Here is a 24,415-nt window from a genome sequence, read left to right on the forward strand (position 1 = left end):
GTCGGAGATCTTCGAGGCCTCAGGTCTGCAGGCGCACGGCCTGGAGGAGACGTTCCAGCAGGCGCACGGCCGTGATCACGCCGACGGGTCGACCCGGACCGTCGGCGGGCCGTTCGACCACGGCGATGAGGGGGCTTCGGGTGCGGGCCATCAACTCGGCGATCTCGATGGCCGTCCAGTCGGGATCGGCGGTCGGCAGGAACGGCCGTCCCACGGGAAGGCAGTCGGCGACCGTACGTCCCTTCAGAGCGCGGCAGAGGTGATCGGCGTGCGCTTCGTCGATGACATGCGCCAGGCCGCTGTCTTCCTGGACGTAGCCGGGAACCAGTGTCCGGACCACGTCGCACGCGGGCAGGGCTGCGTACAGCTGTCCCTCGGAATCCGTCACCAGCAGGCCGGGCAGTCGCTGCGCCACGATCAGGCGTACGGCCTCGATCGCATCGGCGTCCTTGGTGACTGAAACGTATGGGTCTGCGGGATCACATGCGCGCACGGATACCCCCTGGATATGCCGTCGGTGGGCAGAAGTCCGGTGCCGCGGTCCGGGAAACGTCGCCGTGGCGGTGTCCTTGGTGATGATGTCCTGCGGCGGGATGTCCATCGTGATGGTCCGCAGGGAGACGCGGACCATGCGGTCGACGACGGGAATGATGAAGAACAGCCCCGGTCCCTTGGCGCCGATGATCCGGCCGAGGCGGAAGATCACCCCGCGCTCGTACTCCGGCACAATCTTCACCGAGGCCATCAGCAGCATGAGCAGGACGGCCGCGCCGATAATGATGCCGATCAGTCCGGTGTCCATGTTCCGCCCGGCGTGTCGGCCCTCTCGACGATCAGATCCAGGCCGTTGATGTCCACGGCGCGGACGTGCTGCCCTGCGGTGACGGGTGCCGGACGGTCCACCAGGCGCCTTCGAGCCACACCTGACCGGTGCCACCGTCCGCTCGCACTACGAGGGCCTGCTGGCCCAGCAGGCCCTCGGCGCCTGTGGTCGCCTGGGCCCGCCGGGCCCGCCACGCCAGTCGTCCGGCGAGCAGCGAGCCGCCGCCCACCACCACGGCGGTCGGCCACAGAACGGTCGGATCCACGCCCAGCTCGCCACGGAAGAGCAGGATCCCGGCGAACACCAGGGCCACCGTCCCGCCCGCGGCGAAGACACCGACCCCGGGCGTGAGCACCTCTGCGGCGAACAGGCCGGCGGCCAGGACCAGCAGAAGCAGGCCACCGACATGGAAGGGCAGCACACTCGGCGCGACAAACCCGAGCACGAGCAGAACCAGCCCGATGGCACCGGCGAATCCGATCCCCGGGTTCGCCGGCTCGTAGATCACGGCCAGGGTCCCGATCGAGAGGACGAGGAACGCCAGCTCCGGGCCGGCCAGCAGCTGCCGGACCTCACCGAAGAAGCCGAGATCGTGCTCCACTGTCCTGGCGCCCGCCGTATGCAGAACGACCTCGTGCTCGTCCCCCTCAGGACCCACGACGACCCGGCGGCCGTCCAACTCGGTGAGCAGGGCCGTACGCGACGGTGCCACGAGATCCACCACGTCTGCGCGCACCGCCTCTCGGTCGGAGACGGCCGCACCCTCGCGCACCATGTCCCGGGCGAAGTCGGTGCTCCGGCCGCGCTGCTCGGCGATCGACACGGCGAACGCGACGGCGTCGTTGACCGCCTTGTCGCTCGCCTCCTCGCCCTCACCGGTGACGGGTGTGCCCGCCCCGATGCGGGTGCCGGGGGCCATCGCGGCGACATGCGCGGACATCGCGATGCAGGCGCCCGCCGACGCCGCACGGGCACCGGACGGAGTGACGTACACGACGACCGGGATGTCGGATGCGAGGAAGTCCTGCACGATCTCCCGAGTCGACTGCAGCAGCCCGCCGGGCGTGTCCATCTCGATCACGTAGGCCGCGTGCCGTTCGCGCTCGGCGATGCGTACCCCCTCCTGGAGGTGATCGGCGACGACAGGGGTGATGGTGCCGTCCACCTTCGTGATGAGCACGGATGGTGTCTCGGCCGCACTGACGGCGGGGACGGCGAGCAGGCAGGCGAGAGCGACCAGCAGGAGCTGGGCTGACCTGCGGAGCGGAGCTAGGGGGCGGACTCGGGGCACGGCGCGGACCCCCTCGTTCCCTGTCGTGGGGTCTCAGCTGGGTGTTTTACTCACGGATTATCCTGGCCGCCTCGCCGGACGCCTGCCGGAGACGACCAGACAAGGCCGTCTGGCCTGGCTGTTTTTTGCCGCCCTCCGGCAAAATGGCCGCATGCCGAGAGGACAGAACGGGCCGAATGTACCTGTGGGTGCCGTCGCTCCTGCGGTGCCGTTCACAGCGACTCCCGCCGACAGCGAGTCTCCGACGGCGCAAGCTCTGGTTCGCTGTTTGAGACAGCTTGCCGACGTGTCCGCCGGCAAAGGGCAGTTGGGCGCGGGCGAACTCCAGGGCCTGCGGGAGGTGGCTGCCGCCGCGGCCGGCCGTGGCACAGCCCTCACGGCTCTGATCACCGAATATCTCGACTCCGCCTGCCGCGTGTGGTCGGACCTGCCCGGTGCGTGCCGGGCCGAGGGCGTGGACGCCTTGGCGGCTGTGGCGACCGCCCACCTGCGGGCGGTCGCCGATGCGACGGTGGCACTGACCGAGGGCTACGAAACGGCCTACCGGGCAGCCATCCGCGGGGAGGAGGCGACGCGGCGGGAGTTCGTCGACGACCTTCTGGAAGGCCGCACCAACCTGGGCCGCTTGCCGAGCGGGCTGAACGATTCGGGCTCCGACTGCTCGGTCCGCACACGGTCGCCGTCGCGCGCGCTGCGAACCCCTTCGGCGCGGGCGATCCCGCCAGCCGTTATGTCGAGGAGGCGTTGACCACCCGGTTCAGCGTCCGCGATGTCCTGACCACCACCAAGGACGGCCTCCTGGTGTGTGTCCTCCGGAGAGGGACCGGACGCCTCCGAAGCCTTCGCCGCCGCCGTGGGCAAAGCGGCCGGAGAGCAGCACCAGGTGGCCATCAGCCGGCCCAGGCGCGGCCCCGGTGGCATCGTCCGCTCCCACCAGGAAGCACGCAGCACCCTCGACCTCGCCACCCAGCTCGGCTTGCCCGCCCGGGTCGTACACGCCTCCGACGTGCTGGTCTTCCAAGTCCTCGGCAGAGACCGCGCAGCCATCACCGACCTGGTGGCCACCGTCCTCGGCGGGCTGGAGCAAGCGCGCGGCGGTCCCCAGCCGCTGCTGGACACCCTCACCGCCTACTTCGCCAGCGGCTGCCTGAACACCGCCACCGCACGCCGCCTCGGCATGAGCGTGCGCACGATCGCCTACCGGCTCGGCCGCATCCGGCAGCTCACCGGCCATGACCCCATCGACCCCGACCAGCGGTACATCCTGCAGACCGCTGCACTCGGCGCACGCCTCCTGGACTGGCCGTCGCAACCCCTTCAGCCCGCCGACTGATCCCATCCGGCTGTACGGGGCGCCCGCGTCCGGATCTCTTGACTCACGCCTGGTTCCGTAGGACACCATCGGCCTGTGACCTGCGGGACGGCTGTCAGTGGCTGCTGGCGAACTCTCGGCCGAGCCAGCCATATGCAGGCGGGTACAGGGATCGTTCAGGCCGGTGATCTCGGCGGTCTTGCCGTGCTGGGCGCGCTTGGTCTCGATGGTGTCCGGGGCGGCGGCCGAGGAGGCGTCCCAGAGGTGGGTGGCGCTTGCGGGCCGAGTGTCGTCGGCGGCCACCGGCCGGGGGACGGCCGAAGCGCTGCGCCGTGGCGTACCGGAGGGGACCGCTTCTGATGATCCGGGTGCTGTTCATGCCTGCTCCATGAGTTCGGGAGCCCGGTCGTGCCTGGGGGCCGTGACGCTGTGTGGCGACGGCCTCGGTAGGGCTGAGCGGTGCCAACAACGTGCCCCGGGCCCAAGTCGAGGCCCGCAGGAGGACGTCATCCACGACGCATCACGATCGCGGTTTCGGTGACACTCCGTGGCTCCGGCACGGAAAAGCGATCCTGAACCACATTCGCGGAGGGTTGACACGCAGACTTTCCGACGGCGGTTTGCCGCGACCGCATTGTTGGTTAGGGTGGCAAGCAGGGACTGATCCCGATGCCCTTGGCCAGGGTGATGGACAGGCCGGCGAGTTCGGGGCTCACGACGGGGGCTCGTTGGTGGGGTTGGCGCCGGCAGAAGCCGAAGGTCACGTCGACCAGCGTCAGTGGCGTTGGATCGCCCAGCCCAGTTCGCGCTTGACGTGTTTGCAATCTTGCTCGGTCCAGCCGTGCGCAGCCCGTACATCTGACGATCCCGGCCATGTCGGCGGGCGGCAGCGGGCAGTTCTCGGGGGCGCGGCATCGCGGTAGCGGCGGGTGACATGGTGTTGCCCCGACGGGAGGGGGAGGTGCATCGCATCTGCCGGATGGTCTGCGACGGTGTGCGGGCTTTTCCCCGTCTCGGTCATGAGCGGGGTGTTCGGCTCGACCGCCACCAAGCAGGGGGTCGCGGCGCGGTCGAGTTCGGCGATGAAGTGCGGGCTTCCGCTGGGATTGCAGCGGCAGCCGGCGACGAGAGCCCGAAACGCGATGCGCGCGGGGCGGGCCCGGACCACCAGGTGGGCGGCCAGTTGGCCCTTGGTGCGAAACTCCGGATCGGCGGGCCCTTGGGGCAGGGTGGGAGCTGGATGGTAGGGCATGCGCTCATCGGCCCGGGCGGTGACGGCCGCGACAATGCCGTTTCCTACCTGCCCGCGGGAGCCGAGGTACTGACGGGACACATGGGCCGTGGCGTGCCCGGACTTACGGTCACCGGAGTCGTCGGGAAACAACGCCCCGCCGTCGTGGGGCACGGTCGCCGGCGTGTGCATCAGCAGGTCGATCCGCCGGTCGCTGACCGGCTCGTGGTCCCATGGGGACCGGGACATGAACCACTGCTGCGCATGGCAGACAAGAAGGTCACCGAAAGCAGGCCGGGCAGTCTTCAAGAGGGCCTGGAGCAGGGGAAACAGGAAGCCGCTGATTCATGGCTGCCCACCGGCCGGATGAACGGCCGCACCCTCACCCTGCCTCAAGCAGTCAAGATCCGGAACACCATCTACCGATCACGGCAGAGCACCGCAGGTCGACCGGACGCGGTGGGCGTGTGACCGGTCGGTCGTCGCCCGCGGTGCTGCCCCCATCGCTGCGCGGGCGGCTCGGGCTGATTGCGGCCCTCGCCGCGTTGGTGGTCGTCGTGCTCGGGGCCCTGTATGCCGACGACAGCAAGCCCGGCATGGTGGACGCGCGGATCTGGGCGGCGGTGGACGGTGTGGGGCCGCCGTGGCGGGACGTCGCTCTGGCCACGGACTTCCTGGGGGAGCCCGTGGGAGCGGCGACGCTGGTCGCGGCCACCGTGACGGGCTGTCTGCTGCTTCGGCGTCCTCGTGCGGCGGTGCTCGTCGTTGCCGGTGCCGGCCTGACCGTGGGGACGACGAAGCTGCTCAAGCCCCTGGTGGGACGCACCATCCACGGCGACGGCAACCTGTCCTATCCGAGCGGGCACACCGCCTTCTTCACCGCGCTCGCCCTCGTGGTGGCGCTGTTCGCGACCGGATGGTTCGGCCTCGGCAGGACGGTCGGCACGTTACTCGTGCTCGCCGCGGCGCTGGTTGCCGGCGCCGCCATGGGCTGGGCGCAGGTCGCCCTGGGCGCGCACTACCCGACCGACGTCCTCGGCGGCTGGTGCACCGCGCTGGCGGTGATACCGGCGACCGCGTGGCTGGTCGACCGGATGGCTGACCGGCTGGTCGACCGGATGGCCGACGCCGGTCGGCGGGAGCGCCGCTGACGTCACGTCACGACAGGCGGCGGAACACGGGCTTCACCGGTCGCCCGCCCAGCCAGGGGGTGGGGTCGGCGGCGTCCAGTGCCTTCCGGTACACCGCACATGCCTGGGCCACCACGTCCACGGTGTGGTCGATGTCGGCGTCGCTGAGCGCGTTGCTCACCACGAACGACGGGGCCAGCACCCCGCCCGCGAGGAGCCGGCGCAGGAACAGGGTGCGGTACTGCTGCGACGGCTGCCCGTTCTCGTCGAGGGTGGCGAAGACCAGGTTGCTGGCCCGGCCCCGCACGACGATGTGGTTACCGACACCCATGGCGGCCGCGGCGTCGCGGACACCGGCGGCCAACCGCTCGCCGAGGGCGTGCAGCCGCGCCGTGACGCCCTCCTCGACGTAGGTGGTCTGCACGGCCATCGCGGCTGCCAGGGAGTGCGTTTCCGCACCGTGGGTGGTGGACAGCAGGAACACCCGGTCGCCGGAGTGACGCAGCCCGCCCCGCTCCATCAGTTCGCGGCGCCCGGCCAGCGCGGAGACGGCGAATCCGTTGCCCAGCGCCTTGCCGAACGTGGAGAGGTCGGGGACGACGCCGTACAGGCCCTGGGCGCCCGCCTCGGACCAGCGGAAGCCGGTGATCATCTCATCGAAGATCAGTACGCAGCCGTGCCGGTCGGCCAGCTTGCGCAGGCCGGCGAGATACCCGGGTGGCGGCTCGGTGTGGGTGGCGGGTTCGAGGATCAGGCAGGCGACCTCGTCCTGGTACCGGGTGAGCAGCTCCTGAGTGGCGGCCAGGTCCCCGTAAGGGAAGGCCACGGTGAGCTCGTTGGTCGCCGCCGGAACACCGGCGGACATCGGCGTGGTGCCGATGAACCAGTCGTCGACGGAGAAGAACGGATGGTCGGCGCAGAGGGCCACCCGCGGGCGCCCGGTGGCGGCGCGGGCGAGGCGCACCGCGGCGGTGGTGGCGTCGGAGCCGTTCTTCGCGAACTTCACCATCTCGGCGGTCGGCACCGTGGCCAAGAAGCGTTCCGCGGCCTCGACCTCCACGATGGACGGCCGGACGAAGTTGCTGCCGCGGTCGAGTTCCCGCCGCACCGCCTCGATCACGCGTGGGTGGGCGTGGCCGAGGCTGACCGACCGCAGGCCGGAGCCGTACTCGACGTAGCGGTTGCCGTCGATGTCCCACACGTGGGCACCACGGCCGTGACTGATGACCGGGGCCAGGTTCTCGGGGTACTGGTCGTCGCCCTTGGCGTAGGTGTGCGCGCCCCCGGGGACCATGGCGTGCAGCTGTTCGTTCGCCATCTGCGACCGGGGCAGGAGGAGCTCTTCGGTGTCTTCGGTGTCCACGCCGACCTCAACTCTCTTTGTGCTGCAGGACCTCGGCGAGGCTCGGCGCCTCCCGGTCCCGCTGGGACATCGATGTGACCGGCAGCGGCCAGGGAATGGCGAGCTCCGGGTCGTCGAAGGCGATCGTCACGTCCTCGGCCGGATCGTGTGGGCGGTCGATCCGGTACGAGGTGTCGGCGGTGTCGGTCAGCGCCTGGAAACCGTGCGCGCACCCCGCCGGGATGTACAGGGTCATCTGCGTTTCGCCGGACAGCTCGAAGAAGGCCACGTTGCGGTAGGTCGGCGAGTCCGTCCGCAGGTCCACGACGACGTCGAAGATGCTCCCGTACGAGCACCGCACCAGCTTGGCCTCGCCGGCGCCGGAGCGCAGGTGCAGGCCGCGCAGCACGCCCCGGACCGAGCGGGACAGGCTGTCCTGAACGAAGGCGTCCGGGTCGAGGCCCACCGAGCGGACCACGTCGGCGTCGAAGGTGCGGCAGAAGAAGCCGCGCTCGTCGGCGTACGGCGTCGGCTCGAAGAGGAACGCGCCGGCGACCGCCGGGACTTCGGTCACTTTCATGGAGTCTCCTGCCGGGCGTGGGCGTGGGCGTGGGCGTGCTCGGTCGCCGGGAACAGGGCTGCGGTCAAGGCGGTGAATTGGTGCTCGAGTTGCCGGGAGGCGACCTGGTTCCGCTCGGTGAGGGTCTGCCGCAGCTCCGGCGATCGCTTCTCCAGCGCCCGGAACTGCTCGAGCAGCCGGTCGGCGTCGACCTCGCGAGCCGGATGGCAGTATGCGGCAAGACCCATCTGCGCCATGAGTGCGTCGCTCTTCGCCGCGTAGCTGAGAGCGAGCGTCGGCGTGCCGACCTTCAGGGCGCAGATCAGGTTGTGGTAGCGGGTCGCCACCACGGTGTCGGCAGCCGCCATCTCCTTCATCAGGTCGGCCAGCGAGGCCGTCTCGGCGGCAGTGACCAGCGGCGAGTCCACCGCGTCGAGGATCGCGGCGACCACCGGCGCATCGCACGCGTCGCCGGTGAGCAGCCGGACCGGCCTGCCGTCCTCGACCAGCGCCCGGACGAAGCGGGTTGTCCCGTCGAGGTAGCGCCGGTGGATCTCCTCGGCCCGGGCGCGGTCGTCGTTGCCGCCGTGGAAGTCCATGACGCCGACGCAGACTTGGCCCGGCGGGCCGTCCGGGGGCGCGCTCGCCTCCGGCGTCGGCAGGGCGAAGGCCAGGTCCGGGTAGACCTCGTCGCGCGCGGTGTCCACGCCCATCGCCCGCATCGCGTCGCGGGACAGGGCGTCCCGGTACGACCGGTACGTGGCCAGCCGCGCCGACCAGCGCACCAGGGTTCGGGTAGGCCGGTTGCCGATAGCGGCGGCGCCGACGCCGACCAGCGCGACCCGGGTGCCGAACAGCCGGCCACTCGCGCAGAGCAGGAACAGCGCGTACGGGAAGCCCCACGGCCGCAGCGGCAGCGTGGCCTCCAGGACGCCCATGCCCGGCACGATCACCACGTCGTGCCGGTGCACCCAGGCAGCGGTGCGGAAAGCGTCGACGAGTTTGCCCAGACCCTTCGCCGCGATCGCGCCCGCACGCGACGCGGTCCGGTACTCCCCGCGGTACCAATGCAGCCGCGTCGCGGGGATCCGGTACCGGGTCGCGACGACCTCGGGTCCGCCGCACAGCGCGTCCACGACCGCCTCCGGGTGCTCGGCGAGGAGATACCCGAGCACGGCCTCGAGCGACCCGTCGTTGCCGAGGTTGCCGGAGCCGAGCAGGCCGAACACCCCGACGCGCACCGGAGTTTCGTCCGCGGATGTCATGCCTGCCTCCCGTCACGGCCGGCGACGAGGGCGTCGACGGAGACAGTGAGCCGGTCCGGGTCGACCGGGGCGCGGTCCTCGACCCGCTCGCCGGCGCCCGGCCGGATCCGGCTGGTCATCCATGCGGCCAGGTGGCGGTAGCACGCGCGCCGGTCGGCCGGGGACAACGGCGCCCGCCGGATGGCCGCGACGAAGCCCCAGACGTACTCGGTGAGCAGCCGGGGCGTCGGGTGCAGCGGGCCTGCTCGGCGCGGGTCCAGGTTGACGCACCGGGAGCGCTTGGACGGGTTCGCCCGCTCGGCTCGGGTGGGGTGGTCGCGGCGGAAGTACAGCAGCTCCGGCACCTGGTGGAAGGGACCGTGCAGGGTGATTTCGGCGACGAACGTGCGGTCCGCGTGGTGGTAGCTGTCGTGCGGCTTCACCCGGCGCAGCACGTCGGCCCGCATCACCCCGTAGAAGTCGTCGCCACCGGGCTCGAACAGCAGACTGCGGAAGCGCTCCGGCGCGTGCGGCGAGTCGGTGGCGAGCCCGTACTCGTACGGGACCTTTACCTGGCCGTCGCCGTCGATGACCGCCTGGCCGCTGTGCGCGAGGATGACGTCCGGCCGCTCGTCCAGCGCCTCAACGCAGCGCAGGAGCAGGTCCCGGGCGTACAGGTCGTCGTGCGAGGCCCACTTGAACAGCTCGCCGCGGCACTCGGTGAACACGTAATTGTGGTTCGGCGCGGCGCCGATGTTCCGAGGCAGCCGGAGGTACCGGATGCGCGAGTCCTGCGCGGCGTACCGGCGGCAGATGTCCTGGGTCCCGTCGGTCGAGGCGTTGTCGGAGATGACCAGCTCGAAGTCCTCGTAGGTCTGGCCGAGCAGGGCGTCGAGCGCCTCGGCGAGGTACTCCTCGCCGTTGTAGACGGGCAGACCGATGCTCAGCCGGGGATGGGCGGTCATGGAGTCCTCACTTCGGGGATGGAATCGTGGTGGCGCTCGCGCAGGGCGGACCGCAGGTGCAGCCACCACACGGCCGAGCCACAGACGGTCGCGGCGGCGACGCCCCAGGCCGAGCCGATCGTGCCGGCCACGGCCGCCCCGCCGAGCCCGCCGCCGACATAGCAGGCGGAGGCGAACAGCTGGGAGCGCAGGCTGCGCCGGGCCGCGCCGAGCGCGCGCAGCCCGGCCGCCGCGCCGGTGCCGAGGCCGGCGCCCGCGACGCCGAGCGTGGCCGGCACGATGAGATCAGAGGCGCCGTGCCAGACGTCGCCGAGCACGAACTCGCCCAGCTGGTCCGGCATCAGCAGCAGCGCCCCGCCCCAGAGCAGCGCGGCGACGGCCTGCCCGCCGCCCAGCAGGAGGCAGAACTTGCCCAGCCGGTGCGGGGCCCGCCGCAGCACCCGTGCCGCCTCCGCGACGGTGACCAGCGAAAGACCCATCAGCACGGCGAGGAACGGGCCGAGCAGCAGCTCGGCGCCCCGGACCATACCCACCGCGCTGACCCCGACGATCGCGCCGAGCCCGTACGCCCGCAGCTGGCTCGCGCCGCTGACGCCGGTGTTCTCGACCAGGTACCGGTAGCCGAGGTCGCGGTGCTCGCGGAGCCACGCGCGCGCTCCGGTCAACTGGGGCCGGATCCCGGACTGGAAGCAGCCGTACACCGCGGCCACCGCGGCGGACGCGCCCCAGGCGAGTACGAAAGCGGCCACGCTGCCCACGCGCGCCGCCACCACCATGGCCGGGACGAGCGCGACGCCCCACACGAGGTCGTTGACGAACGCCTTCCGCCCGGTGCCGGCGGCGAAGAACGAGTACCTCCAGGCGTCCTGCAGCAGCAGCCCCGGCAGCATGACGCCGAGGCAGGCGAACGCGGGCCCCACGCGGCCGCCGAAAGCCGGCCCGACCACCAGACACGCCGCGCCGATGGCGGCACCGACGCCGAGCGCGGTACCCGACGACCGGGCCACCGCCCTGCGCCAGGAGGCGTCCGACACGCCGCTGAAGCGCACCACGAGCGGGTCCGTGGCCAGCCCGCGGGAGACGCTGAGCACCACGCCGTAGGTCACCCAGGCCAGGCTGAACACGCCGAACGCGGTCAGCCCGAGCGAGCGTGCCACGTAGATCCCCACCGCGAAGTTGGTCATGCTGGAGGCCGCCTGGTCGGCCAGTCCCCAGGACAGCCGGCCGACGATGGCCCGCCGGGCGGATCCGGCCGGCGGCGCCGTTGTCTTCGGATGCTCCCCCTCGGCGGTCATCGGCGTCATGCCTTGATCAGCCCGGCGCCGTGCAGGGCGCCGGCCGCGGCGGCGACGGTGTCGAACGGCAGCCCGGACCGCTCGGCGACGTCCAGCAGACTGTGCTCGCCGTCGGAGAGGTTGAGCACCCAGAGCATGGCCATCTGGGCCTGTTTGGTGTCGCTGCGGCCGCCGAGCGCGTCGTACAGCCCGCGCCGGCCCAGTTGTGGTTCTCCGTAGGGGCTGAGGTTGACGTACGTGCGGTTGCGGTCGAGGACGGCGAACGCCTCGCGGCAGACTGCAAGGGTGTCCGCCATCGCCTCCGGGGAGACGAAGTCCAGGTTGTCCGCCGAGGTGTGGTACTCGGGGTAGCCGGCGTACGGGGTCCGGCTGAGCGAGCCCACGCCCAGGTTGAACCCGGGCGAGCAGAACTGCCGCTCGTCGTAGCCGTACGGAGTGAACTCGACGACGTGGTGAGGGCGTTCGGAGGCGGCCAGCACATGCCGCAGCACCCGGTCGATCTCCGCGTCGCCGCGCCTGCTCCGCTTGTACGTCAGTGAGCCCGAGTCGCCGGCGCAGGCCAGCACCAGGCCGTGCTTGACCCGCTCCACCCGCTCCGCGTTGTGGGCCAGCCAGGTGATCGCCCCGATGGTGCCGGGCGCGAACAGAAACCGGTAGGTGTAGTACGGCGTCTGCTCCGCCAGCGCTCGGGCCAGGAACGTCGCCACCGCGATGCCGGCCAGGTTGTCGTTGGCCAGCGACGGGTGGCAGACGTGGCAGGAGACGATCACCTCGTCGGGGACCTGCCCGGGGACCACGTACTCGGCGTACGTGAGGTGGCCGTCCGCGAGGGTGGAGTCGATGCGCACCTCGTAGTCGCCGTCCGGCAGCGCGTCCAGGGTCTCCTGGGCCAGGCAGAACCCCCAGTCCGGCTTGTAGTAGCTGGTGCGGTACGGCACCCAGGACGGGTGGTCCGGCAGGGTGTGCAGGTGCGCGCGCAGCTCGGACAGGGGCATGGTCTGCGACACCGGCACGCTGTAGCCGAGCACGTGCAGGCTGGACGCGGCGAAGTCGACGACCCGGTTGCCGGCGCTGTCGGCGATGTACGCGTCCCTGATGTTCCACTCCTGCGGCACCGTCCAGTCGAGCACCTGCGTCCCGGTCGGCACCTCGTACGTCTGCAGCGGGATGTACTCGCCGACGATGTCCAAAGTGGCGCGCACACCGTCGCCGGTGATGCTCCGGCACAGCGGGTACAGCCGCTCCACCAGGGCGTACATCTCTTCGCCGTGCACGGTCACCGGCGCCACCGCAGGGTGTCGTCGACGGTGCCGGCGTCGGACGCCGCGCGCAGCACGGCAAGCCGGGTGAAGCGTCGCTCGAAGTCCTCCCGGGTCAGCCCGTGCTTGCGGTAGGCGTCGGCGAGTTCGAGCGCGCCCTGCTTCACCGTCCACTCGCAGTCGAAGCCGGGCACCGCGGCACGGAATCGGGAGAAGTCCACCCGGTAGGAGCGCGGATCGGCGCCCGTCTCCCCGGTGATCACCACCTTCGCGCCGGACACCGCCTCGGCGACCTGCCCGGCGATCTCGGCGACCGTGACGTTGTTGATCTCGCTGCCGATGTTGAACGCCCGGTCGTGCACCGCTTCCCGCGGCGCGGTCAGCGCGGCCGCGAAGGCCCGTGCGATGTCGGCGGCGTGCACCAGGGGGCGCCAGGGGGTGCCGTCGGAGAGCACCAGCACCTCGCCGGACAGCAGCGCGTGGCCCACCAGGTTGTTCAGCACGATGTCGGCGCGCAGCCGGGGCGAGTAGCCGAAGGCGGTGGCGTTGCGCATGAACACCGGGCTGAAGTCGCCGTCGGACAGCGCGTGCAGGTCGTCCTCCACCCGCACCTTGGACTCCGCGTACGGCGTCACCGGGCGCAGTGGGGCGTCCTCGGCCACCAGGTCGTCGCCGCCGGCGGCGCCGTAGACCGAGCAGGTCGACGCGTACAGGAAGCGCCGCACTCCGGCGTCGCGGGCCAGCCGGGCCAGCCGCACGGACGCGTGGTGGTTGATGTCGTAGGTGAGCTCCGGCGCCAGCGATCCCAGCGGGTCGTTGGACAGGGCGGCCAGGTGGATCACGGCGTCCACCCCGGCCACGTGTTCGGCCGTGACGTCGCGCAGGTCCACCCGCTGCCCTGGCGGGTCAGCGGGCGACGGGCCCAGCACGCAGTCGGCGAACAGGCCGGCGTCAAGCCCGACGACCTCGTGCCCGGCGGCGGCAAGGACCGGGGCCATCACGGTGCCCAGATAGCCCTGGTGTCCGGTCAGTAGTACGCGCAAGGTTCAACCCCCCAGGTTGAGCGTGAGTTTGGTGACGGCGAACGCCTCGGCGTAGCGCGCGTGGCATTCGATGCCGCGGATCCGCGCAAGGCCGAGGAAGGCCTCCCGGTCGTACCAGGGCCGGTGCCGCTGCGAGGGGTAGTGCTCCTGCAGCAGCCGCACCTTCTGTTCGGCGATCTGAGGCGACAGCGGCTGGTACGCCGCCGGACGGCCGAGATCGCCGTCCCACTTGACGATCTCGTAGCCGAGCACGAGGTGGTCGCGGAAGGCGGTGGGTATCAGCTGCGCCAGGCCGCGGTGATCCTGGTGCGCATCATCGGTGCGCGGGGCCAGGATCAGATCCGGGTCGGTCTGCGCGCGCAGTTCCTCGACCGCGGCCTTGGCCTCGTCCCAGTGCACGGGCATCCGGCCGTCCGGCAGCTTGTGCACGGTCAGCCGCAGGTCGGCGCCCGGGCAGAAGGCGGCGAGCGCGGCCTGCTCCTCCTGCTCCCGCTCGCTGCCGCCGCCGGAGAGCACCAGCGCGTCGACACGGATACCCGGCCGCGCACGGCACAACGTCAGCAGCGTGCCGCCGGCGCCGATGGCGATGTCGTCGCAGTGCGCGCCCACCGCGACGATCCGGTCCAGGCGCCCGGCCCCGAGCCGGATCACGCCCTCGCTCCGGCGCCGTCCCTGCTGCCGGTCACGCCCGCCCCCGCGCCGTCCCTTTCCCACACGGCCCACGGGCGGTCGCCCCGGGCGTAGGCGGCGTCGAGCGCGGCCCGCTCCTTCACGGTGTCGGTCGGCTTCCAGAAACCGCGGTGCTGGTACGCCACCAACCGGCCGTGCTTGGCCAGTTGGGCACATCCGTCAGCGACCAGGTCCCCACCTTCAGGTATGTGGTCGAAGACCTCCTGGCGGAGCACGAAGTAGCCGCCGTTCTCCCACAGCGGCAGTTCGCTCACCGCGGTGATGCCTCCCACCAGGCCGTCCTCGCCCAACTCCACGCAGTGGAACGACGACTGCGGCGGCACCACCATCATCGACGCACCCGCGTCGCGCCGGGCGAACCGGTCGATCATCTCCGGCAGCGGGGCGTCGGTGAGCACGTCGGCGTAGTTGGCGAGGAACATCTCGTCGCCGTCCAGGTGGTGCCGCACCCGGCGCAACCGCTCCCCGATCGGTGACTCGATGCCGGTCTGCGCGAACGTGATCGTCCAGTCGGCGATGTCGGTGGACAGCAGCTCGGTCTGCCCGCCCCGCAGCACGAAGTCGTTGGACGTCGTCTCCTCGTAGTTGAGGAAGAAGTCCTTGATGTGGTGGGCTCCGTACCCGAGACACAGGATGAACTCCGTGTGCCCGAAGTGCGCGTAGTAGCGCATGACGTGCCAGATCAGCGGCCGCGGGCCGACCATCGCCATCGGTTTGGGCACGTCGTCGGCGGCTCCGCTGCGCATCCGCATCCCGTAACCGCCGCAGAACAGAACGACCTTCATGACTTGACCTCGACAATGCTCAGTTCCGGGATGGGAAAGACAAGCCGACCGCCCCAGTCGTGCACGAAGGACAGCTGCTCGACCAGCTCGGCCCGCAGATTCCACGGGAGGACGAGGACGTAGTCCGGTTTGTCGGTAGCTATCTGCTCGGGCGGCAGAATCGGGATGCGGGTGCCGGGAGTGAACCTGCCGTGCTTGTAGGGGTTACGGTCCACCGTGTAGGGGAGCAGGTCCGGCCGGATGCCGCAGTGGTTGAGGAGGGTGTTGCCCTTGCCCGGGGCGCCGTAGCCGACGACCGTCTCGCCGCGCTCGGCCGCCTCGACGAGGAACTGCAGCAGGTCACGGCGCACCTTGGCCACCCGGGCGGAGAACTCGGTGTACCCGGACAGCTCCTGCAGCCCGGCGGCCTTCTCCCGGGCCAGCACATCGGCCACCCGCCGGGTCGGCTCGCCTGCCACCTCGACCGGCCGGGCCCACAGCCGGATGGAGCCACCGTGCGTGGGCAGCAGCTCGACGTCCACGAGCGCGAGCCCGCCGCTCGCCAGCGCCCGGGTCGCGGACGCGACCGTGTAGTACTGGAAATGCTCGTGGTAGATCGTGTCGTACTGGTTCTCCTCGATCAGGGTCAGCAGGTGCTGCACCTCGATGGAGACCCAGCCGTCGTCGGCGACCAGGGCGCGCAGCCCCTGGGTGAACCCGACCACGTCGGGGATGTGCGCGTACACGTTGTTGGCCACGACCAGGTTTGCCGGTCCGTGCTCTTCGCGGACGGCGGCGCCGGTGGCCGGGTCCAGGAACTCCGTGAGCGTGGGCACACCCGCGTCCCGCGCCGCGGCGCCGACGTTCACCGACGGCTCGATGCCGAGGCAGCGGATCCCGCGGTCCACCACGTGCCTCAGCAGGTACCCGTCGTTGCTCGCGACCTCGACCACGAAGGCGTCGGGGCCGAGACCCAGCCGCTGTACGGCATCGGCGACGAACGTGCGCGCGTGCTCCACCCAGGAGGTCGAGTAGGAGGAGAAGTACGCGTACTCGCTGAACGTCTCCTCCGGCGTGATCAGCGGAGGAATCTGCGCGAGCCAGCAGTCGGTGCAGACCCGCAGGTGCAGCGGGTACGTCGGCTCCGGCTTGTCCAGTTGGTCCGCGGCGAGAAAGCTCTCACATGGCGGCGTCGCCCCGAGATCGACGACGCTCGTCATCGCTTCCGAGCCGCAGAGTCGGCATCGTGTCATCTACTGTCCCCATCCCCCCTGCTCGCGCGGGTGTCCCCGCCGCGAGCCAGTACTGACCGACCCGCGATCGCGGTGCGGTACTCCTCCACCAGGCGCTCAAGGCCGACGGCCGGGCTGAAACCCTGCTCGTAACGGCGCCGGGCTGCCTGGCCCATCTCCCGGTTGCGGGCCGGCTCGGCCGCGATCCGGCGTATGCAGGACGCGAGCGAGGCGGGCTCGCCCGGCTGGTGCAGCAGCCCGGTGACCCCGTCCTCGACGAGCTCGACGAAGGCGCCGTGGCCGGCGGCGACGACCGGGACCCCCGCCGCCATCGCCTCCACGACCACCAGGCCGAACGCCTCCAGCCACGTCGAGGGAGCCACCACGGCGACCGCCCGCGCGACGGCCTCCCGGCACTGGGCCGGGTCGTACAGGCCGACGTAGCGCACGTCGTCCCGGCCCGCCGCCCAGGCGGTCACCTCGCGCTCAAGTGGCCCCGCGCCGGCGATCACGAGCGGCACGCCCACACCGCCGTCCGCTGCGAGCTCGTCCCACGCGGCCATGAGCAGCCGCACGCCCTTGGCCTCCGCGAGCCGGCCGAGATAGAGCAGATGCTCGCCGGCGCCAGTTCGACAAGTACCCGGGTCGGGCACGAAGTTGGGCTTCACCGCCAGCCGCTCGGCCGGCATGCCGGCCCGCACCAGGACGTCGCGCTGCGCCACGGAGATGCAGAAGAACCGCTCCACGCCGGACCACCACCGCCGCCGGTTGACCGACAGGCTGACCGCGAGCGGCACCGTCGCAAGGCGGGAGTTCCGGTAGCAGCCGTGCCGGACGGCGGGCAGCGGCGCCGCCGATCCGACGCACTCGGTGCACGGCCGGCCGTCCCGCTGCAGCGTGCCGGGCGGGCAGACCTGGGTGTAGTTGTGCAGCGTGGCGACGGCGGGCACGTCGGCGTCGGCGCAGGCGGCCAGCACCGCGGGCGACAGGAGCGGGAAGACGTTGTGGACGTGGACCACGTCCGGCCGCTCGGTGCGCAGCCGAGCGGCGAGCTCCGCGCGGACCGCCGGGTTCCACGGCACAAGGAGCGGCACCGCGGCCTTGCCCAGCAGGGACCGGGCGGCAATGTCGTCGCTGCGCCGCTCGAACACCTCGACCCGGTGGCCGGCCGCGCGCAGCAGCGCCACCTCCTGGTCGACGACCTTGTTCTCCCCGCTCGGCTGCGCCGAGGCGTAGCGGTTGTGCACCACGAGGACGTGCATGCTCAGGTCACCTCCGATCTCCGGGCCCATCGCGGGATGCGTCGTCGAGGGTCTTCGGGCGTCGAGAGGGCAGTGGCCGCGGCAGGTGCCGCCAGCAGCGAGGCGGCCACGGCCAGATGCAGCAGATACGGCGAGGCGTCGCCCAGCCCGGCCTCGGTGTACGACGCGATCGCGCAGTAGCTGATCAGGAAGATCGCGCAGGCCCTCGACAGCGACGGTGGCCGCAGCAACGCGACGCCGCCCAGCACGATGATGATCGCCGCCACCAAGGCGACGCCGATCAGACCCTGTTCGTGGTAAACAGCCAGCCAACTGTTGTCGATCGGCAGCCCGCCGAACGACTTGTCGCCCAGGCCCATGCCGAACACCTTCTCCGCGGTCGTCCGGGGCGCTGCCAGCAGGGCGTCCCAGACCTTGGCCCGACCGGTGAGGCTGGTGAAGTACTCCTTGCTCTGTCCGCGCAGGAACCACGCCTGGAGAGCGGAGCCGAACCCCACCGCGGCCACCGCGGCGCACAGCACCGCCCAGGTGAAGAACCGGCGGGCGGCGGCGCTGGTCAGGATGAGCGAGCCGATCGCCAACGTCAGCCCGATGAACAGGCCGAGCGTGGCCGTCCGGGTATGGGTCAGCGCGAGCAGGACGAGTGACGGCACGATGACCACCGCCGCGCCGGCCCTGTCGGTCCGGCGGCCCAGTACGAGCAGCACGGTGAGCCCGATGATCACCGCGGCGTACTGTCCGATCTGCGGCGGGGTGAGCGGCCACAACGCGCCGACAAGGCGTCCGCCGTAGAGCTCGGGCATGGCCGCGCCCGGTGAGATGACCAGGCCGGCGGCCACCGATCCGAGCACCGCGAAGTACATCCGGATGTGGTGCCGGACGAACGTCAGGCCGCCGTTCCACCAGCGGCTGAGCAGCCACAGCGTGCCGACGAAGAGAGCCAGCCGGGCGCAGCGGAACAGCGCGCCGAACCCGGACTCCAGGTTCACGCTGGAGATCACGCTCGGCACCAGCAGCAGGGTCAGCAGGAACACGAAGGCGCTGGCTCGGATGCGCAGCCGGAGATTGACGGCGAGCGCCAGCGCGAACGCGGCGGCCAGCGCCCCCATGGTGACCATCTGGATGAGGGAACGGGGCAGCGGGATGATGGTCTTCGCCCCGGCGGAGCCGAGCGTGTTGAGGACCAGCAACCCCCAGACGATCCCGACGATCTTCGGTGTGCCGGCAGGGCGCGGTTCGGCATCGGGCCGCGTGCCCGCCGTGTCCGGTCCGCCCGGCCGCCCACCGCGCCGCAGGTCTCCGCCCATGTCAACCACCGGCCCGTGTACGGAAGGTGCTGCCCGCGTCCTGCTGGTACGGCGTGCCCTGCCACTTCCCGAAGCCGAGCACCCGGCTCGGGTCCTGGGCGACGAACTTCCATGGCCCGAGGTAGACGTTGTCGTGCCAGCGGTTGTGCTGCTTGCGGGTGATCGCCTCGGCCACCCGCTCACCCTGGTACGGCGACCAGTCCGGATAGGTGCCGTAGTTGGCCAGCACCGCCATGCGGTCGCACTTCTCCGTGCACCTGACGACGGACTTGTCCAGCACGAAGCGGTTGTCGTGGATGTCCACCCGCTGGGTCTTCCACCGGCAGTCGGCGTAGAGCGGTGCCTTGGCGATCGCCGGCCTCGCGCAGCGGTCGGTCCTCTTCACCAGCAACGTGCAGTCACCGGAGGAGGTGTTGGCCGGGCTGTTGCAGAACCGGTCGGCGTTCTCCCACAGGGTGATCCCGGACCAGTTGTTCTCCAGCACGTTCCGGTAGATCTCGATCTTGTCGGTGCGGGCTTTGATCCGTGGTTCGCCGCCGGACTCGGACAGGTAGACCGTCGCGTACGGGAAGTTGTCGCCGCGGTCGGCTTCCCTGCGGCCCTCGACCCAGTTGTTCCGCCGGATCATGTTGTTCCGGATGACCGCGTTGTAGCTGGTCTCGTAGATCAGGGCGGCACCGTCGTTGGCTTCGAGCACGTTGTTCTCGATGCGGAAGTCGTTGTTGTTGGTATCCGCCCACAACCCTGTTCCGCGGTTGTCGTGCACCCAGTTGCCGCGTACGTCGGCGCCGTTGACGGCCCAGAACTTGATGCCTCCGGTGCAGCCGCAGCCCTCTCGCCGCCGCTCCCAGTCGTCGGTGTTGTTGCCCACGATCTCGTTGCCCTCGACCACCAGGCCGCTGATACGGCCGCCGGCCTTGTACGCGTTCATGCCGTACTGACCGTTGCCGCGCAGACAGCTGGCGCGGACCCGCTGGCGGGCACCGGCCATCAGCCCGGCACCGGAGTTGTCCTGGATCGTCGCGTGCTCGATCACCCACCCGTCGGCCGAGTCATGGTTGACCACGCCCTCGTCCGGCGGCGCGACGAAACGCTGCACGGTCAGGTGGCGAATGGTGACGTTGGGGGCACTGCCGCCGAACGCGTACTGGTTCTTCTTCCGGCCGTCGAGCACCGCGCCTGGCGCACCGAGGTAGCGGTTCCCTTCCTTGGGGATGACCTGGGCGTAGCGGTCCGGGTCGAGCCGGTGCTTGCCCGGTCGAAGCCAGAACGTGGTGTTCGGCGGGCTGTTCTCGGTCTTCGCTGCCAGGTCGCCGACCACCGCGGGGTCGACGGTCACCGCGCCCGCCGGCGCCTTCGCCGGCCCGACCGCGGGCTTGGCGCACACCCGGGCCACGGGTGGCGTGGACGACGGCGCAGCGGTCGGCTTTGCCCCGGCGTCCGACGTGCTGTCACAGCCGGTCGCCGCCAGCAGGGCCAGCGTCAGCGGTGCCGCCGCCCACGCCCAGTGCCGCCTCTTGATCCCCACGCGCCCCCCTAGCCGCGGAACCTGAGCATGGTGGTGAAGCCCTCCGCGCCGTCGGCGAAGCCGGTGCCGACCAGCGTGGTGGTGGGTTCCTTGCGCCCGAATCCGGCGGAGTACCAGCCCAGCGGCGGGTCGCTCTCGCCGCGATGCGCCCGCCAGCTCAGCTGCCCGGGCAGGTCGAGCACCGCGGAGCGCCCCTCCCCGTCCCGGGTCCAGGTGAGCACGGCCCGGTTCCCCACGAGGTCCGCGGCGATCGCCGGGCCGAGGTGGAACGCCAGCTGCACGGCCCGGTTCGGACCGCGCACCTCGTCGACCACCCTCAGCTCCTGGCTCGCGGCTGTCAGCTCCACCCGGCGGCGGTGCACGGAGCGCTGGTAACCGTCGTGCTCGGCACACCAGCGGGCCACACCCTCGTCGGAGGTGTCCGCGGCCAGGATGCGGCTGCGGGCATGCCGGGTCCACAGGAACGGGCCGCCGGAGACGGACTGGTCACCGCCGTCCAGCCGCAGGGTGTTGTGGCCGAGGGTCGACCGGAAGTACTGCCGCCATTCGGGCTGCCCGTGGTAGCAGTACGTCCCCGGGTCGGCGAGCACGTCGACCCCGTCGTGCCGGACCTCCACGGACAGCGCGTCCGCGTGGGCGTGCGCGGCGATGGACAGGAAGCCGTGCGGACCGCCGTCGCAGCGGCACCAGATCTCTTCCGGACCGCGCAGGATGGTGAGCCCCGCGTCGGCGAAATGAGCCGGTCGGCTTGCCGGGCGGGTCACGGCCGGTGCGGTTCCGTCTTTCACGTACGGCCGGATGAGCGCGGCCAGCAGCGGGGTGCGCATATCGGTGCCGGTCACCGTCGGCCACCAGGCGAGCCGGCCGAACACGGCGTCTCCGGTGGCCAGTAGCGACGCCCAGCGGTCGGTGCCGGCGCCGTCCACGACCAGACCGTGCCCGTCGTCCGCGTCGCCCTGGCGCGGCGGCCGTAACCGGCTGTCCACGATGGCCGCGAGCGCGTCGGTCATCCGCAGCAGCACCAGCCGGATCGACGCGGGCACCGGCACGTCGGCGGCATCCGCCTCGGCCACCGCGGCCAGGCCGAGTTCCAGCACAAGGCCGTGATACTCGGTGGCCAGCTCGCGGTTGAGACCGGAGTCGAAGGTGTTGCTTCGCAGGTGCCGCTCCAGCGACCGCAGCGCGTCGGCTCGCCAACGCGCCGAGGAGGGGAACCACCCGAACGCGCAGGCCGCTGCGAACTGCCCGGCGGCCTCGGCGATGACGTGGTTGTTCGCCGAAGACCCCCGGCTGGGGAAGGCGGCAAGCCAGCGCTGGTGGTGCCAGATCTGGTTCAGCGCCACCGGGTTGCCCTCGAACAGCCCGGCCGCGCCCGGCCAGCCGTCGAGCAGCCGGCGGATCCACACCCAGGACAGCAGTCGGATGCCCAGCTCGATGCCGCTGATCCAGTGCACTCCGTGCAGCGGAGCGTTGGCCGCCCACCACGACCGCAGGTGCTCGGCCACGCGCTCGGCGTACCGCTCGTTCCCGGTGATCGCGTAGGCGGCGGCGAGCACGGTGAGGTACTGATGCCGGGACAGCTCCCAGATCTGCTTGATGTCCCCGACCGCGTCCTCGTTCCGGTACGGCACGTCGAAGGCGTAGCCCCAGGGGGCCCGGCGCCCGGTCTTCGGGTCGCACCACCAGTCCGGGTCGGCCAGGTCGTCGCGGACCACCCCGAAGTACTCGGCGTGCCCGTACATCAGCCGGTCCGCCTCGGCGATGAGACGTTTCGCGGCGTCCGGAGGTATCGCGGCGATCGTCCCGGCGGGCAGTACCGCGGTGAACCGGGCGCCGGTCACGCTCGGGCAGTCCGGCCGCGCCGACCGCCACCGCCGCCTGCGCACCGCGTCGCCCACCCGGCCCGCGACCTCCCGCGGTCCCATCCGGGACAGCCGCCGCAGGTACCAGCCCGCGCTCATGGTCATCGCGCCCCCGCCAGCGTCACCGGGGCACCGGCCGCCAGACCGGCCTGCACGGCGAGAGTGGCCGCCGTGGTGGCGACCAGCGACTGAAGCGGCACCGGCATCGGCCCACCGGTCCGCACGGCCTTGACGAACGCGGCCAGCTCGGCGTTCTGGCCCTTGTCCCGGGCCTTGGGCAGCCGCGAACTGACCCACCGCTTGCGGCCGTACACCGAGGCACGGACGAAGTCGTCGAGCCGCAGCGCACGGCCGTCCGCGACCAGGTCCAGCGTCTCCTTGGGGAAGCCGGCCGGGCCGGTGGTGACGTAGCTGATGGTGGCGGTGGACCCGTCCGGGTAGCGCAGCACGACCTGCAGGTCCTCGTTGCCGGACGTGGCGACCGCGTACACCGAGACCGGGTCGGCGTCGAGCAGCCAGCTCGCCGTGTCGATGAAGTGTCCGCCCTCGCCGGTGAACCGTGAGCCCTCGCTGCCCTGTTGGAGGTACCAGCTGCCGTGCTGCAGCCGGCCCGCGTTGACCAGGTAGCGCAGGCTCGCCGGACCGGTCCGGGCGCCGAACCGCTCCCTGGCCTCCCGCAGCAGCGGCGCGAACCGGCGGTTGAAGCCCACCTGCAGCCGGTCGTTGCCGGACTCCTCCACCGCCGCGAGCACGCCGGCCAGCTCGTCCTCGGTGAGGGCCAGGGGCTTCTCCACGAACACCGTCTTGCCGGCAAGGAGTGCCCTGCGCGTCAGTTCGGCGTGCGAGCTGTGCCGGGTGACCACGAACACCGCGTCGATGGACTTGTCGCCGAGCACGGCGTCGAGGTCGGTGGTCGCCTCGGCGAAGCCGAACTTCCGCTGCGCGTTGGCCGCGGACAGCGCCGTCGTGGTGACGACGGTCGACAACTCGACGCCGTCGCGCTGTGCCAGGTGCGGCAGCAGCATCGACGTCGCGTAGTTGCCCGCGCCGACGAACGCAAGGCGCACCGGCGTCTTGGCGGCGCGGGCCGGACTCGGCTTCACGTTCACCGCGGGCACGGCGACCGCAGGGGCCTTTGCCGCGACCGTCTGCTCGGGGTACTCGAACAGCACAGCTACGGCCTTGAGGTCGCCGTTCTTCAGGCTCTGGTACGTCTCGACGGCGTCGTCGAAGTCGGCGATGTGGGAGACCAAGGGCTCTACGTCAACGCGGCCGCGGGCGAGGAGATCGAGGAAGCACGCCAGGTTGCGGCGCTCGGTCCAGCGCACGTAGCCGATCGGGTAATCCCGCCCCTCGAGCTCGTACTCCGGGTCGTAGCGCCCGGGGCCGTAACTGCGGGAGAACCGGACGTCGAGTTCTTTCTCGTAGTACGCGTTCCACGGCAGGTCCAGGCGGCACTTGCCGATGTCGACGACCCGGCCGCGGTCCCGGCAGAGCCGGGCGGCCAGCTCGACGGGCTGGTTGCTGCCGCCGCCGGCGGCCAGGTACACCTGGTCCACGCCCAGGCCGCCGGTGAGTTCGGCGACGGCGGCTTCCACGGCCGCGGACGAGGGATCGCCGCAGGCCGCGGCGCCCAGACGCTCGGCGAGCTCGCAGCGCACCGGGTCGGGGTCGACCCCGACGACGCGGACTCCCGAGGCGGCGAGGAGCTGCACCACCAGCTGCCCGATCAGCCCGAGGCCGATGACCAGTGCCACGTCGCCGAGCTGCGGCTCGCCCTGGCGGACGCCCTGCAGCGCGATCGACCCGACGGTGCCGAAGGCCGCGTGCCGCGGCGCGAGGCCGTCCGGCACCGGGGTGTAGAGGTTCTTCGGCACCCAGTTCAACTCGGCGTGCAACGCGTGCTCGTTGCCGGCGCAGGCCACCAGGTCGCCGGCCTTCACGTCGTCGATCCCGGCGCCGACCTGCTCGACCACCCCGCACAGCGAGTAGCCCAGCGGCGTGTAGGAGTCCAGCTTGCCCATCACCTTGCGGTAGGTGGCGGGCACCCCGTTGGTGGCCACGCTCTGCATGACCTTGGCCACCTGGTCCGGCCGGGAGCGGGCCTTGCCCAGCATCGACATGCCGGCCTCGGACACCTTCATGAGCTCGGTCCCGGTGGAGATCAGCGAGTAGGTGCTGCGGACCAGCACACCGCCCGGCTTGCACCCCGGCACCGGCACGTCGAGCAGCGCCAGCTCGCCGCTCTTGTAGTTCTGCACAACCTGCTTCACCCG

At 71.4% G+C, this 24,415-nt stretch carries 22 protein-coding genes and 1 pseudogene; 5 read left to right on the forward strand and 18 right to left on the reverse strand.

The genetic code is table 11. The features are described from left to right. Positions 1-19: 19 nt before the first annotated feature. Both StrepF001_RS47390 and StrepF001_RS10010 read right to left on the reverse strand, forming a co-directional pair. Positions 20-802 carry an SPFH domain-containing protein gene (locus tag StrepF001_RS47390; protein ID WP_240797357.1) on the reverse strand — a complete coding sequence of 261 codons (783 nt, stop codon included), beginning with the start codon at positions 800-802 and terminating at the stop codon, positions 20-22. Between the two features lie 31 nt (positions 803-833). After that, a complete protein-coding gene (locus StrepF001_RS10010) occupies positions 834-2,114 on the reverse strand; it encodes a nodulation protein NfeD (RefSeq protein WP_129797942.1) in 1,281 nt (426 codons plus the stop codon). 286 nt (positions 2,115-2,400) lie between these two features. On the opposite strand from StrepF001_RS10010, the gene StrepF001_RS47395 reads away from it, so the two are divergent. From StrepF001_RS47395 to StrepF001_RS47405, 3 genes and pseudogenes are all read left to right on the forward strand, one after another. Continuing rightward, positions 2,401-2,862, forward strand: a complete 462-nt coding sequence (locus StrepF001_RS47395) for a hypothetical protein (RefSeq protein WP_240797483.1) — start codon at positions 2,401-2,403, stop codon at positions 2,860-2,862. Then, positions 2,772-3,015: pseudogene (locus tag StrepF001_RS47400) on the forward strand (PucR family transcriptional regulator); the annotation flags it as partial. The gene StrepF001_RS47395 and the pseudogene StrepF001_RS47400, both read left to right, overlap by 91 nt. A gap of 156 nt (positions 3,016-3,171) precedes the next feature. Continuing rightward, entirely contained in the window at positions 3,172-3,447 is a 276-nt protein-coding gene (locus StrepF001_RS47405) for a helix-turn-helix domain-containing protein (protein WP_240797464.1), read from the forward strand. A gap of 754 nt (positions 3,448-4,201) precedes the next feature. Here the strand turns inward: StrepF001_RS47405 and StrepF001_RS10020 are convergent. After that, positions 4,202-4,906: a transposase gene (locus tag StrepF001_RS10020; RefSeq protein ID WP_129797943.1), complete on the reverse strand. Its 705-nt coding sequence runs from the start codon at positions 4,904-4,906 to the stop codon at positions 4,202-4,204. A gap of 15 nt (positions 4,907-4,921) precedes the next feature. On the opposite strand from StrepF001_RS10020, the gene StrepF001_RS10025 reads away from it, so the two are divergent. Together StrepF001_RS10025 and StrepF001_RS10030 are read left to right on the forward strand one after the other, a co-directional pair. Further along, complete coding sequence (locus StrepF001_RS10025) at positions 4,922-5,128, forward strand: hypothetical protein (protein WP_129797944.1); 207 nt, start codon at positions 4,922-4,924, stop codon at positions 5,126-5,128. After that, a complete protein-coding gene (locus tag StrepF001_RS10030) occupies positions 5,125-5,808 on the forward strand; it encodes a phosphatase PAP2 family protein (protein ID WP_129797945.1) in 684 nt (227 codons plus the stop codon). The genes StrepF001_RS10025 and StrepF001_RS10030 overlap by 4 nt, the downstream gene beginning before the upstream one ends. 7 nt (positions 5,809-5,815) lie before the next feature. On the opposite strand, the gene StrepF001_RS10035 is transcribed toward StrepF001_RS10030, so the two are convergent. Genes StrepF001_RS10035 through StrepF001_RS10105 form a run of 15 tightly spaced genes read right to left on the reverse strand, consistent with a single transcriptional unit; the run spans position 5,816 to position 24,412 of the window. Further along, positions 5,816-7,150, reverse strand: a complete 1,335-nt coding sequence (locus tag StrepF001_RS10035) for a glutamate-1-semialdehyde 2,1-aminomutase (RefSeq protein ID WP_129797946.1) — start codon at positions 7,148-7,150, stop codon at positions 5,816-5,818. Positions 7,151-7,157: 7 nt separating this feature from the next. Further along, positions 7,158-7,709, reverse strand: a complete 552-nt coding sequence (gene rfbC, locus StrepF001_RS10040; RefSeq protein WP_129797947.1) for a dTDP-4-dehydrorhamnose 3,5-epimerase — start codon at positions 7,707-7,709, stop codon at positions 7,158-7,160. Beyond that, positions 7,706-8,953, reverse strand: coding sequence for a polysaccharide pyruvyl transferase family protein (locus tag StrepF001_RS10045; RefSeq protein WP_129797948.1), 1,248 nt, complete (start codon positions 8,951-8,953; stop codon positions 7,706-7,708). The genes rfbC and StrepF001_RS10045 overlap by 4 nt, the downstream gene beginning before the upstream one ends. After that, positions 8,950-9,897 carry a glycosyltransferase family 2 protein gene (locus StrepF001_RS10050; protein WP_129797949.1) on the reverse strand — a complete coding sequence of 316 codons (948 nt, stop codon included), beginning with the start codon at positions 9,895-9,897 and terminating at the stop codon, positions 8,950-8,952. Before StrepF001_RS10050 ends, StrepF001_RS10045 begins: the two co-directional genes overlap by 4 nt. Continuing rightward, on the reverse strand, positions 9,894-11,192 hold the full coding sequence (locus StrepF001_RS10055) for a hypothetical protein (RefSeq protein WP_165396253.1): 1,299 nt from the start codon (positions 11,190-11,192) through the stop codon (positions 9,894-9,896). Before StrepF001_RS10055 ends, StrepF001_RS10050 begins: the two co-directional genes overlap by 4 nt. 5 nt (positions 11,193-11,197) lie before the next feature. Then, positions 11,198-12,481 (reverse strand): DUF4910 domain-containing protein, encoded by a 1,284-nt coding sequence (locus StrepF001_RS10060; protein WP_129797951.1) that lies wholly within the window; start codon positions 12,479-12,481, stop codon positions 11,198-11,200. After that, positions 12,469-13,494, reverse strand: a complete 1,026-nt coding sequence (locus StrepF001_RS10065) for an SDR family oxidoreductase (RefSeq protein WP_129797952.1) — start codon at positions 13,492-13,494, stop codon at positions 12,469-12,471. Before StrepF001_RS10065 ends, StrepF001_RS10060 begins: the two co-directional genes overlap by 13 nt. 3 nt (positions 13,495-13,497) lie before the next feature. Continuing rightward, positions 13,498-14,145 (reverse strand): PIG-L deacetylase family protein, encoded by a 648-nt coding sequence (locus tag StrepF001_RS10070; RefSeq protein ID WP_129797953.1) that lies wholly within the window; start codon positions 14,143-14,145, stop codon positions 13,498-13,500. Next, positions 14,142-14,969, reverse strand: coding sequence for a glucose-1-phosphate cytidylyltransferase (locus StrepF001_RS10075; RefSeq protein ID WP_129797954.1), 828 nt, complete (start codon positions 14,967-14,969; stop codon positions 14,142-14,144). Before StrepF001_RS10075 ends, StrepF001_RS10070 begins: the two co-directional genes overlap by 4 nt. Further along, entirely contained in the window at positions 14,966-16,201 is a 1,236-nt protein-coding gene (locus StrepF001_RS10080) for a class I SAM-dependent methyltransferase (protein WP_129797955.1), read from the reverse strand. The genes StrepF001_RS10075 and StrepF001_RS10080 overlap by 4 nt, the downstream gene beginning before the upstream one ends. Continuing rightward, complete coding sequence (locus StrepF001_RS10085) at positions 16,198-17,442, reverse strand: glycosyltransferase (RefSeq protein ID WP_129797956.1); 1,245 nt, start codon at positions 17,440-17,442, stop codon at positions 16,198-16,200. Before StrepF001_RS10085 ends, StrepF001_RS10080 begins: the two co-directional genes overlap by 4 nt. 2 nt (positions 17,443-17,444) lie before the next feature. Beyond that, on the reverse strand, positions 17,445-18,749 hold the full coding sequence (locus StrepF001_RS10090) for an O-antigen ligase domain-containing protein (protein ID WP_129797957.1): 1,305 nt from the start codon (positions 18,747-18,749) through the stop codon (positions 17,445-17,447). Between the two features lies 1 nt (position 18,750). Beyond that, a complete protein-coding gene (locus StrepF001_RS10095) occupies positions 18,751-20,277 on the reverse strand; it encodes a right-handed parallel beta-helix repeat-containing protein (protein ID WP_129797958.1) in 1,527 nt (508 codons plus the stop codon). Positions 20,278-20,285: 8 nt separating this feature from the next. Continuing rightward, positions 20,286-22,244 (reverse strand): alginate lyase family protein, encoded by a 1,959-nt coding sequence (locus StrepF001_RS10100; protein WP_129797959.1) that lies wholly within the window; start codon positions 22,242-22,244, stop codon positions 20,286-20,288. Further along, positions 22,241-24,412 carry a bi-domain-containing oxidoreductase gene (locus tag StrepF001_RS10105; protein WP_129797960.1) on the reverse strand — a complete coding sequence of 724 codons (2,172 nt, stop codon included), beginning with the start codon at positions 24,410-24,412 and terminating at the stop codon, positions 22,241-22,243. The genes StrepF001_RS10100 and StrepF001_RS10105 overlap by 4 nt, the downstream gene beginning before the upstream one ends. Between the last annotated feature and the right edge of the window lie 3 nt (positions 24,413-24,415).

The sequence above is a fragment of the Streptomyces sp. F001 genome, from assembly GCF_004187715.1.
GTDB classification, from domain to species: Bacteria; Actinomycetota; Actinomycetes; order Streptomycetales; family Streptomycetaceae; genus Streptomyces; species Streptomyces flavusporus.

Excerpts from the sequence above, each read along its gene's own strand:
- StrepF001_RS47390 (WP_240797357.1), bottom strand. The coding sequence starts at position 802 with ATGGACACCGGACTGATCGGCATCATTATCGGCGCGGCCGTCCTGCTC.
- StrepF001_RS10020 (WP_129797943.1), bottom strand. The coding sequence starts at position 4,906 with ATGTCCCGGTCCCCATGGGACCACGAGCCGGTCAGCGACCGGCGGATC.
- StrepF001_RS10025 (WP_129797944.1), top strand. The coding sequence starts at position 4,922 with ATGGCAGACAAGAAGGTCACCGAAAGCAGGCCGGGCAGTCTTCAAGAG.
- rfbC (WP_129797947.1), bottom strand. The coding sequence starts at position 7,709 with ATGAAAGTGACCGAAGTCCCGGCGGTCGCCGGCGCGTTCCTCTTCGAG.
- StrepF001_RS10045 (WP_129797948.1), bottom strand. The coding sequence starts at position 8,953 with ATGACATCCGCGGACGAAACTCCGGTGCGCGTCGGGGTGTTCGGCCTG.
- StrepF001_RS10050 (WP_129797949.1), bottom strand. The coding sequence starts at position 9,897 with ATGACCGCCCATCCCCGGCTGAGCATCGGTCTGCCCGTCTACAACGGC.
- StrepF001_RS10055 (WP_165396253.1), bottom strand. The coding sequence starts at position 11,192 with ATGACCGCCGAGGGGGAGCATCCGAAGACAACGGCGCCGCCGGCCGGA.
- StrepF001_RS10075 (WP_129797954.1), bottom strand. The coding sequence starts at position 14,969 with ATGAAGGTCGTTCTGTTCTGCGGCGGTTACGGGATGCGGATGCGCAGC.
- StrepF001_RS10080 (WP_129797955.1), bottom strand. The coding sequence starts at position 16,201 with ATGACACGATGCCGACTCTGCGGCTCGGAAGCGATGACGAGCGTCGTC.
- StrepF001_RS10085 (WP_129797956.1), bottom strand. The coding sequence starts at position 17,442 with ATGCACGTCCTCGTGGTGCACAACCGCTACGCCTCGGCGCAGCCGAGC.
- StrepF001_RS10090 (WP_129797957.1), bottom strand. The coding sequence starts at position 18,749 with ATGGGCGGAGACCTGCGGCGCGGTGGGCGGCCGGGCGGACCGGACACG.
- StrepF001_RS10100 (WP_129797959.1), bottom strand. The coding sequence starts at position 22,244 with ATGACCATGAGCGCGGGCTGGTACCTGCGGCGGCTGTCCCGGATGGGA.